The organism is Shimwellia pseudoproteus, from assembly GCF_016415625.1.
GTDB lineage: Bacteria > Pseudomonadota > Gammaproteobacteria > Enterobacterales > Enterobacteriaceae > Shimwellia > Shimwellia pseudoproteus.
The window spans coordinates 1-9,369 of record NZ_WBXP01000077.1; the positions used below are offsets into that span (position 1 = coordinate 1).

Here is a 9,369-nt window from a genome sequence, read left to right on the forward strand (position 1 = left end):
ATCGGCGAAGGTGAGTTGATGGCTCATGATGTCCCTCTGGGATGCGCTCCGGATGAATATGATGATCTCATATCAGGAACTTGTTCGCACCTTCCTTAAAGGTCCATTCTGGTCATCAGAAGAAATGGCTGTAGTGGTAGATCGCGGAGATGGAAAACCAGAAAATTATAAATTCATCAACATGGGGCATTATGCAGAATCAGAAGAAGTAATACCTGAACCTCATGAATTCTCGACAACCCTGAAACTCGGTGCAGCACATCATATACGTGAGTTTCATACCCATTTTCATGAACATCATCATCATGAAACCGATGGGCTGGTAAAAGGAACAAAAGAATATCAGGATGCACATGAGCTGGCTCATGCGAATGATATCAAGCGTCGTTTTGACGGCAAAGAAATCACCAACGGGCAGATTCTGTTATTTGGCCTCACGGGCGGGCTTATCCCCTGCCCTGCTGCAATTACAGTACTCCTTATCTGTCTTCAGTTTAAGGCATTAACCCTTGGCGCGACTCTGGTGGTGTGTTTCAGTATTGGCCTCGCCTTAACATTGGTGACCGTAGGCGTTGGCGCCGCCGTAAGTGTACATCAGGTTGCAAAACGCTGGCATGGTTTCAGCGCTGTTGCAAAAAAAGCGCCCTATTTTTCGAGCATATTGATTGGATGCATCGGAATATATATGGGTATACATGGCTACCTGGCTATCATCAGCGCATTGCAATGATTGCAAAATGAAAACCGTGGACAGGCGCTGGCCCTGCGGCTATCCGCCTTCCCGGATGCTTTTAATAAAAAGACTGACGTTGTGCTTTTGTTGTTGTGATTTACCGCAAAACGTTGTTATGGTTTTAAAGCAGTCATTAGCGACCGTATTAACCGTTCACCGACATACACCCACAACCCGGGAGATAAAAAGCCACTATGCGTCTTACGCCACCCTGAGTTGTCACCCTTCCCTGTTGTCGCTCTGAGCCCGCTCAGCGGCGCACCCACTATATCCCTCTGCGGATAGCGTTTGTGATAATTAAATCTGGCCCCCACGGGCGGGCTGTATTCAAACTCTGAGAAACGACTATGCTATTGTCCTCAACGCGTAAGGACTGGCTGGGGAACATCCGTGGGGATGTCCTGGCCGGTATTGTTGTCGCGCTCGCGCTGATCCCTGAAGCGATCGCCTTTCTATTATTGCCGGTGTTGATCCCCAGGTCGGCCTCTACTCCGCGTTTTGTATTCCCATTGTGATGGCCTTCTTCGGCGGCCGCCCGGCCATGATATCGTCCTCAACGGGGGCCATGGCGCTACTGATGCTCACCCTGGTTAAAGACCACGGGCTTCAGTATCTGCTTGCCGCCTCGGTACTGACTGGCGTGTTCCAGATCCTCGCCGGGTATCTGCAACTGGGCAGCCTGATGCGCTATGTGTCCCGTTCGGTGGTCACCGGCTTTGTTAATGCCCTGGCGATTCTGATCTTTATGGCGCAGCTGCCGGAATTAACCCACGTCTCCTGGCACGTTTACGCCCTGACCGCCACCGGCCTGGGCATTATCTATCTCTTCCCGTATCTCAATAAAACAATCCCCTCGCCGCTGGTCTGTATTATTGTGCTGACCGCTATCTCCCTGTGGCTGCATCTTGATGTCCGCACCGTGGGCGATATGGGCAAACTACCCGATAGCCTGCCACAATTCCTGCTGCCGGATGTGCCGCTAACCCTTCATACCCTGATAATTATCCTGCCGTACTCTGCGGGGCTCGCCGTGGTGGGGCTGCTGGAGTCGATGATGACCGCCACCATCGTTGACGACATGACCGATACCGGAAGCGATAAAAACAGGGAGTGTAAGGCCCAGGGTATTGCGAATATGTGCACCGCATTGATTGGCGGGATGGCAGGCTGCGCCATGATTGGCCAGTCGGTCATTAACGTAAAATCCGGCGGGCGCGGGCGGTTATCCACCCTGACCGCAGGCGTGGTGCTGCTGTGCCTGATCCTCTTCCTGCGCCCGTGGGTATCGCAAATACCGATGGCCGCCCTGGTGGCGGTGATGATCATGGTCTCCATTGGCACATTTTCCTGGCGCTCTATCGCAAACCTGCGCACCTACCCCCTGTCCACCAGTGTGGTAATGCTGGCCACCGTCGCCGTGGTGCTGGCAACGCATAATCTGGCGTTCGGCGTACTGACCGGTGTGCTGATTGCCTCCCTGAACTTCGCCACGAAGGTTGCCCGCTTTATGGCCGTCACCTCCACGCAGCAAGACGGCACCCGTACTTATGTGGTGACCGGCCAGGTCTTTTTTGCTTCAGTGGATAGGTTTAGCCGCCAGTTTGATCTCCGTGAAGCGGTGGAGCACGTGGTTATCGACGTGACACACGCCCATTTCTGGGATATCACCGCGGTTAGCGCACTGGACCGGATTGTGATTAAACTTCGTGGCGCAGGGGCCCGGGTCGAGGTCAGCGGCATGAACGACGCGACCCGCACCCTGGTTGACCGGTTTGCGGTCCATGACAAACCGGCGCATCGGCACAAACGGCTCAGCGGCCATTAAACCGCGCCCCCTCCAGGCAGGCGGACGCAGTATTACCTGCCCTGCTGGTTTACTCTCTACCGGCGGGGCGCTACAATCCCCGCCCTAAAATTGTGGAAACCCCACCGTTACCCGCCACACCCCGTGTGGCCCTGACTTGACATCAGAACGAGACCATTATGTTTAAACCGGAACTCCTCTCCCCGGCGGGAACGCTGAAAAATATGCGTTACGCTTTCGCTTATGGCGCCGATGCCGTCTACGCCGGGCAGCCCCGCTACAGCCTGCGCGTGCGCAATAACGAATTCAACCACGAAAACCTCGCCCTCGGCATTCAGGAAGCCCACAGCCAGGGTAAGAAGTTTTATGTGGTGGTCAATATTGCCCCCCATAACGCCAAGCTGAAGACGTTTATCCGCGATCTGAAACCGGTGGTGGAGATGGGACCGGATGCCTTGATCATGTCCGATCCGGGGTTAATCATGCTGGTGCGCGACGCTTTCCCGGAAATGGATATCCATTTATCGGTTCAGGCCAACGCGGTGAACTGGGCAACGGTAAAATTCTGGAAACAGATGGGGCTGACCCGGGTTATCCTCTCTCGTGAGCTCTCCCTCGATGAAATCGCGGAAATTCGCCAGCAGGTGCCGGAAATCGAGCTGGAAATTTTCGTTCACGGCGCCCTGTGCATGGCCTATTCCGGCCGTTGCCTGCTGTCCGGCTACATCAACAAACGCGATCCGAACCAGGGCACCTGCACCAACGCCTGCCGCTGGGAGTATAAGGTCCAGGAAGGCAAGCAGGATGATGTGGGCAACATTGTTCACCAGCATGAGCCGATCCCGGTACAGAATATTGAGCCAACCCTCGGCCTGGGTGCCCCCACCGATAAAGTCTTTATGATTGAAGAGGCCCAGCGCCCCGGGGAATATATGACCGCGTTCGAAGATGAACACGGCACTTACATCATGAACTCAAAAGATCTGCGCGCGATTCAGCACGTAGAGAAGCTGACCCAACTGGGCGTACATTCCCTGAAAATTGAAGGGCGCACCAAGTCGTTCTATTACTGCGCCCGTACCGCCCAGGTCTATCGCCGGGCCATCGACGATGCCGCCGCGGGCAAGCCGTTCGATCCGACATTACTGCAAACCCTTGAAGGACTGGCACACCGGGGCTATACCGAAGGCTTCCTGCGCCGCCATACCCATGACGATTACCAGAATTACGAATACGGTTATTCTGTCTCCGATCGTCAGCAGTTCGTGGGGGAATTTACCGGCGAGCGCCGGGGCTATCTGGCCGCGGTGGCGGTGAAGAATAAATTCACCACCGGCGACAGTCTGGAAATGATGACCCCCCAGGGGAATGTTGTCTTTACCCTGGAGCAGATGGAAAACAGTAAGGGACAGGTGGTTGATGTTGCCCCGGGGGATGGTCATACCGTCTGGCTGCCGGTACCGGCGGATATGCCGGTTGAGTACGGGCTGCTGCTGCGTAATCTGGCGGGGCAAACCACCCGTAATCCGCACGCGCAAACCGCCTGATAGACTATTTATTGCCGTTGTGTGGTCGGAGCTCACAGAAAAATAAGTAACCTTACGTTATTTTTCAAATTGTTCATAAACTTAGAAACCGATCACACACGTTTTTGTCGGATATCCGTATTATACGGACTGCTACATTACATATCCTACAAAGCAACCTATACCAGGAACCACCTCCTTGGCCTGTTCGATCTCCCTCGCACAGGCTTATTTTTTTAGCTTTATTCTCCCCCGCGATGACGCCCCACAGCACATACCAGGATACACTCTTCGATAATCCAGGACGAAGAGGAACACCATGGCTGTTTTTATTGTACTTAATGGAAAGAGTGCCGGAAACGACGCATTGCGTGATGCCGTCAATGCCCTGCGGCAGAATGGCGTTGATATTCAGGTACGGGTCACCTGGGAGCACGGCGATGCCCGGCGTATTATCAGCGAAGCCATTGCCGCACAGGCCGGCACGGTCATTGCCGCAGGTGGCGACGGTACCATCAACGAAGTCGCCACGGTACTGGCTTCACTGGATAAAAGCAGCCGTCCGGCGCTGGGGATCATCCCGCTGGGTACCGCTAACGATTTCGCCACCAGCGTGGGGATCCCACAAGATATCGATAAAGCCCTGCTGTTGGCTATCGGTGCCCACAGCGTGCCGGTGGACCTGGTGAAAGTTAACGACAGCGCCTGTTTTATTAATATGGCCAGCGGCGGCTTTGGTACCAAAATCACCACCGAAACCCCGGAAAAGCTTAAATCCGCCCTTGGCGGCATCTCTTACTTTATTCACGGCCTGCTGCGCATCGACACCCTGAAGCCCGACCGCTGCCGGATCCGCGGGGAAAATTTCCAGTGGGCCGGAGAGGCGCTGGTGATAGGTATTGGCAACGGCCGCCAGGCCGGGGGTGGCCAGCAGCTGTGTCCGGTGGCAGAGATTAACGATGGCCTGCTCGATGTGCGGATTTTCACCGGTGAGGAGTTGATCCCCGCCCTGCTGTCGGCAATTACGCGCCAGGAAGAGAGCCCGAATATCATTGATGCCCGTTCAGCCTGGTTTGAAGTGGATGCGGATACAGAGATGACCTTTAACCTCGACGGTGAGCCGCTGACCGGCACCCATTTCCGGCTGGAGGTTGAACCCGGCGCTATAGAATGTCGGCTTCCGCCGGGCTGCCCGCTACTGCGTTAATTCCCCGGGCAGCCGCCATATCCCCTGGCCGTGGCCAGGGGATAGTCACTCAGGCAATGGTCACTTTTTTATCCAGATAGACATCCTGGACCGCATTGATCAATTTCACCCCGTCGGCCATGGATTTCTTAAAGGCCTTACGCCCCAGAATCAGCCCCATGCCCCCGGCGCGCTTATTGATAACCGCAGTACGCACCGCATCGGCCAAATCGTTTTCCCCCCCGGCGGCACCGCCAGAGTTGATCAGCCCGGCACGGCCCATATAGCAGTTGGCTAACTGGTAGCGCACCAGATCAATCGGATTATCGGTGGTCAGTTTGCTGTACACTCGCTCATCGGTGTATCCAAAGCCAACCGCTTTATAACCGCCATTATTTTCCGCCATTTTCTGCTTCACAATATCGGCGCCAATCGTGGCGGCAATATGGTTTGCCTGGCCGGTTAAATCGGCGCTGACGTGATAGTCCACGCCGTCTTTTTTAAAGGCTGAATTACGCAGGTACGCCCACAGTACCGTGACCAGCCCCAGCTCATGGGCGCGTTCAAAGGCCACAGAGATCTCTTCAATCTGGCGGCGGGATTCCGGGGAGCCAAAGTAAATGGTCGCCCCAACCGCTACCGCCCCCATATTAAAAGCCTGCTCTACGCTGGCATACGGGGTCTGGTCATAGGTGGTCGGGTAGCTGAGAGTCTCGTTGTGGTTGAGTTTCACCAGGAACGGAATGCGGTGCGCGTAACGCCGGGAGACCGACGCCAGCACCCCATAGGTGGATGCGACACAGTTACAGCCAGCTTCAATAGCCAGCTCAACGATATTTTTCGGATCAAAGTAGAGCGGATTAGCCGCAAAGGATGCCCCGGCGGAATGTTCGATGCCCTGATCAACCGGCAGGATAGAGAGATACCCGGTACCGGCAAGCCGCCCGGTATTGTACAACGTCTGCATATTGCGCAGCACTGCCGGGGGGCGGTTGTTATCCACCATCACCCGATCCACATAATCATGGCCCGGTAAATAGAGCTGGTCTGCCGCAATAGTGGTACAACGGTGCTGCAGTAAGCTGTCGGCATCTTTGCCTAGCAACTGGGTAATATCAGTCATAATACACTCCCATAAGGGCCGGTTTTCGGAGAACCGGCTGAAATTTAAGCCAGCCCGGACAACGGGCAGGCTTAAGTCTGGTCGCAGAACGGTATCTTCGCCAGTTGGGCCCGCATATTATGGATAAGCAGACTGTCCACCTCAGTGGCCACCTGGCCGGGTGATTTTCCAGTGGGGAATACCCCACCGGGTTATCGGGCACGGGCGCCTGGGATACGTGTTACCACCAGGCGTGGAAGTGATGTACCGGGCCGTTGCCGTGGCCGACCTCAAGGCTGTCCGCCTGGGCAAGTGCCGCAGAGAGCCACATTTTCGCCTCGGCGACGGTCTCTTCCCAGCTATTGTGCCGGGGGCGCAGGGCGGCCAGGGCCGCCGACAACGTGCATCCGGTGCCGTGGGTATTCCTGGTCGGCACCCGGGGGGCGGTAAACCGCGCCTCACCGTCCCGGGTAAACAGCCAGTCCGGGCTTTGCGGATCGTCCAGTAAATGGCCGCCTTTCATCAGTACCGCCCCGCAGCCCATGGCCAGCAACGCGGCCCCCTGCTCACGCATCTCTTGCTCACTGGTAGCGTGGGGGCAGTCCAGCAACGCGGCGGCTTCCGGCAGGTTGGGAGTGATCAGCGCCACCCGCGGCAGCAACAGATCCCGCAGGGCGCTGACCGCACTGGCAGACAACAACGGATCGCCACTTTTAGCCAGCATCACGGTGTCCAGCACCACACTGGAGACCTGATAGCGCTCAAGGCGATCCGCCACCGCTTCAACAATGTCGGTTTCCGCCAGCATACCGATTTTGCAGGTATCAATGCGTACATCACTGAATACCGAATCCATCTGCGCCGCCACAAAGTCCGGCTCAATGCGGTAAACCGACTGCACCCCGGTGGTGTTCTGCGCCACCAGCGCGGTAATCACAGAGCAGCCATAAGCCCCAAGGGCGGAAAAAGTTTTCAGGTCCGCCTGGATCCCGGCGCCGCCACTGGGGTCAGTACCGGCAATAGTTAAGGCGTTAATACGCGGCAGTGTCATAGCAGGCTCCCCTCGTCCAGTTGATAAAGGGCATCCAGAAATGCCGCCACAAAACTGCCCGGCCCCTGGCTGCGGGCTACGGCCTGGCTACCGGCATATGACATAATGCGACAGGCACCGGCGACATTTTCCAGCCGGTTACCGGGCAACGCGCAGCAAGCCGCCACCACCGCAGACAGCGCGCAGCCGGTGCCGACAACCCGGGTCATCAGTAGATCCCCGCCCGGCACCGCCAATAGCCGTTCGCCGTCGGTGATATAGTCAACCTCCCCGGTTACCGCGACCACGGCCCCGGTGGCGGTTGCCAGCGCCCGGGCAGCAGGGATCGCCGCGCTGGCACTGTCCTGGCTGTCCACCCCGCGTCCACTGGCGGACTCACCGGCCAGAGCCAGGATTTCGGAAGCGTTACCTCGGATCGCCGCCGGGCGAAGCGCCAGCATCTGGTGCACCACGCCGGTACGGTATGCCAGCCCCCCTACCGCCACCGGGTCCAGGGTCCAGGGTTTACCGGCATCGCTGGCGCTCCGGATGGCGGCCATCATGGATTCCGCCCGGGGGTGTGTCAGGGTGCCGACATTGATCAGTAGCGCGTCGGCGATGGCGGCAAACTGCTGCGCCTCTTCCTGCTCAATAACCATCGCCGGGGAAGCCCCCAGCGCCAGCAGGACATTAGCGGTGAACGTTTGCACCACATCATTGGTCATGCAGTGCACAAGAGGGGTATGGGTATGTAATCGTTGAAGAGTGCGGGCGGCCACAGGGCCGGCTAGCAGGTCAGGCTGCATATTGTTTAACGCTCCTGCCCGGCGTAAGAAGGGATACCGGTCAGGCATCAGACTTCCCTACGCTGGCATTATCCAGGTCAGGTGGTACGGGTATCTCTCAGCCCTGCGTTTACAGGGGCACCCCGAGTCGTATTTAGCAAAATCAAAACGTTGCGATTAATGTTGTCTATTAATCCTCGGCAAGATCTTGCCAGCGGAAAGCTAAAGACACAACCCTTTTAAATTCCACTTTATCGCTTAACAAACAAGCAGGTGCCCCAGCCTGTATCCCACAGCCGCAAAAAACGGGATTGTAGCAGCACACCGTTATTCGCCGGCTTTTGACTAATGTTCACCGCGTTAACGGGGCGCCCTGGCCACTACCGCCGTATGTGGTTTTACATAACCCTGCTACGTGTTGCACATACGAAAGTTGCCTGTAAAATAACCAATCTGGTTATTTTAACAACACACAAAGGGACTTATGGCAACAGGTTATTATCTCCGGGTAGGTGATCGCACCACCTGCGGAGGCAAAATATTAACCGGAACACCGGAGATTAACTGGTACGGTGCAGATGCTGCCCGCGAAGGTGATTTTGTCTCCTGTGGCAAACATCCGGGTGTTTCATACCACATCCGCGGGGGGACAAAGGGATTTATGGATGAGATGCGGCAATTGGCGGGAACACTGGACAGCATCAGTTCCTGCCCTTGCAGGGCCAGGTTTATTCCTTCCATACCGGATTGCTATGAAAGAGAGACAGTGTCTTCGTCAAGACCTTCAAATACCGCGGTCGGGGCTCCTGTCCCCGTGGTGGCCCCTGTGCCAAAACGCCGTTCAGAGCCAGAACCACAACAGCACGCCCAGGTAGCGAAAAAGAAAACAGGTATCGATGCGGGTTTTGTCGTTCTCCCTTATGGCGGTGCTACGGAAGCCTGGCAACGCCTGTTATTCACTGAAAATCCTCCAGCGGGAGTTGAAACGCTATTCGCTACATTGAACGGTGCGGGCGAAAAACATAAAGCCGGGTCCATTATGCTGCTGGTTGATCCTGCAAAACAGAACAGCGAACAGATCGCGCACATGAAAGCAGCTAAACAACGGCTTTGTTGAATAAATCGAACTTTTAGCCGAAATTAGGATCAGATCACCACACTCCTGACCCTGTAGCGACATCCTGTGACAAAGCAAAAGTTCAA

7 protein-coding genes, 1 pseudogene and 1 riboswitch are annotated in these 9,369 nt (G+C 56.1%); of the genes and pseudogenes, 5 read left to right on the top strand and 3 right to left on the bottom strand.

The window, feature by feature from the left end; translation table 11 throughout:
• The first annotated feature begins 52 nt into the window (after positions 1 to 52).
• The 4 genes and pseudogenes from F9C28_RS19070 to yegS all read left to right on the top strand — a co-directional run bounded on the left by F9C28_RS19070 (position 53) and on the right by yegS (position 5,270).
• Complete coding sequence (locus tag F9C28_RS19070; protein ID WP_408641541.1) at positions 53 to 730, top strand: nickel/cobalt efflux transporter; 678 nt, start codon at positions 53 to 55, stop codon at positions 728 to 730.
• A gap of 350 nt (positions 731 to 1,080) precedes the next feature.
• Positions 1,081 to 2,558: pseudogene (locus F9C28_RS19075) on the top strand (SulP family inorganic anion transporter).
• Positions 2,559 to 2,716: 158 nt separating this feature from the next.
• Positions 2,717 to 4,084: a prephenate-dependent tRNA uridine(34) hydroxylase TrhP gene (gene trhP, locus F9C28_RS19080; protein ID WP_199016858.1), complete on the top strand. Its 1,368-nt coding sequence runs from the start codon at positions 2,717 to 2,719 to the stop codon at positions 4,082 to 4,084.
• Positions 4,085 to 4,382: 298 nt separating this feature from the next.
• Complete coding sequence (gene yegS / locus F9C28_RS19085; RefSeq protein ID WP_199016859.1) at positions 4,383 to 5,270, top strand: lipid kinase YegS; 888 nt, start codon at positions 4,383 to 4,385, stop codon at positions 5,268 to 5,270.
• 49 nt (positions 5,271 to 5,319) lie between these two features.
• On the opposite strand, the gene fbaB is transcribed toward yegS, so the two are convergent.
• The 3 genes from fbaB to thiM all read right to left on the bottom strand — a co-directional run bounded on the left by fbaB (position 5,320) and on the right by thiM (position 8,187).
• Entirely contained in the window at positions 5,320 to 6,372 is a 1,053-nt protein-coding gene (fbaB, locus tag F9C28_RS19090; RefSeq protein ID WP_199016860.1) for a class I fructose-bisphosphate aldolase, read from the bottom strand.
• A 220-nt stretch (positions 6,373 to 6,592) separates the two neighbouring features.
• Positions 6,593 to 7,396 carry a bifunctional hydroxymethylpyrimidine kinase/phosphomethylpyrimidine kinase gene (thiD, locus tag F9C28_RS19095; protein WP_199016862.1) on the bottom strand — a complete coding sequence of 268 codons (804 nt, stop codon included), beginning with the start codon at positions 7,394 to 7,396 and terminating at the stop codon, positions 6,593 to 6,595.
• 2 nt (positions 7,397 to 7,398) lie between these two features.
• Positions 7,399 to 8,187 carry a hydroxyethylthiazole kinase gene (thiM, locus tag F9C28_RS19100; RefSeq protein WP_199016861.1) on the bottom strand — a complete coding sequence of 263 codons (789 nt, stop codon included), beginning with the start codon at positions 8,185 to 8,187 and terminating at the stop codon, positions 7,399 to 7,401.
• 37 nt (positions 8,188 to 8,224) lie between these two features.
• A riboswitch (TPP riboswitch) is annotated at positions 8,225 to 8,322 on the bottom strand.
• A gap of 328 nt (positions 8,323 to 8,650) precedes the next feature.
• Here thiM and F9C28_RS19105 point away from each other — a divergent pair.
• Positions 8,651 to 9,283 carry a PAAR domain-containing protein gene (locus tag F9C28_RS19105; RefSeq protein ID WP_233149180.1) on the top strand — a complete coding sequence of 211 codons (633 nt, stop codon included), beginning with the start codon at positions 8,651 to 8,653 and terminating at the stop codon, positions 9,281 to 9,283.
• The last annotated feature ends 86 nt before the right edge of the window (positions 9,284 to 9,369 follow it).